At 33.1% G+C, this 423-nt stretch carries 1 pseudogene; it reads right to left on the bottom strand.

From position 1 onward, the window contains the following. Positions 1–423 (bottom strand): annotated as a pseudogene (locus IU405_RS00250) (hypothetical protein); the annotation flags it as partial.

Below are 423 nucleotides of genomic sequence, written 5' to 3'. Positions count from 1 at the left end.
GTTTTGAATGTCTTTGTAAAATGCTTCTGTTTCTAAAGAATACGCTCCGTTTTTGATAGTTTTAAAATAACCAATTGCAAATTGATCTAATAATTGAGGTCTGATATATCTGCCACTTGGCGCCCAAACATCCAATGGAGTTGGAGATGCAGTGTTAGAAAGCAAGTGTAAATATTGAGCCATTCTGTTATAACTTGCTTTGATGGATTCGCTATCATTCAATACATAAGACAGTGAAAAACGGGGTTCAAAATTGCTGAAATTGCTAATGATATCACTTCTTTTAAAATTTTCAACTCCTGTTGCAACCGCAGATTCGTATTTTTTAAATTGTTCATTGTAAACTACTGGCTGATTGTTTGCATATACATTTAATTCATCTTGACCTAAACGTAAAAAATTACTAAAACGAGCGCCATATTG

Source organism: Polaribacter sp. BAL334 (assembly GCF_015767435.1).
GTDB lineage: Bacteria > Bacteroidota > Bacteroidia > Flavobacteriales > Flavobacteriaceae > Polaribacter.
Note: the sequence above shows the minus strand (reverse complement) of the source record. Positions and strands in the feature narration are given on the sequence as shown.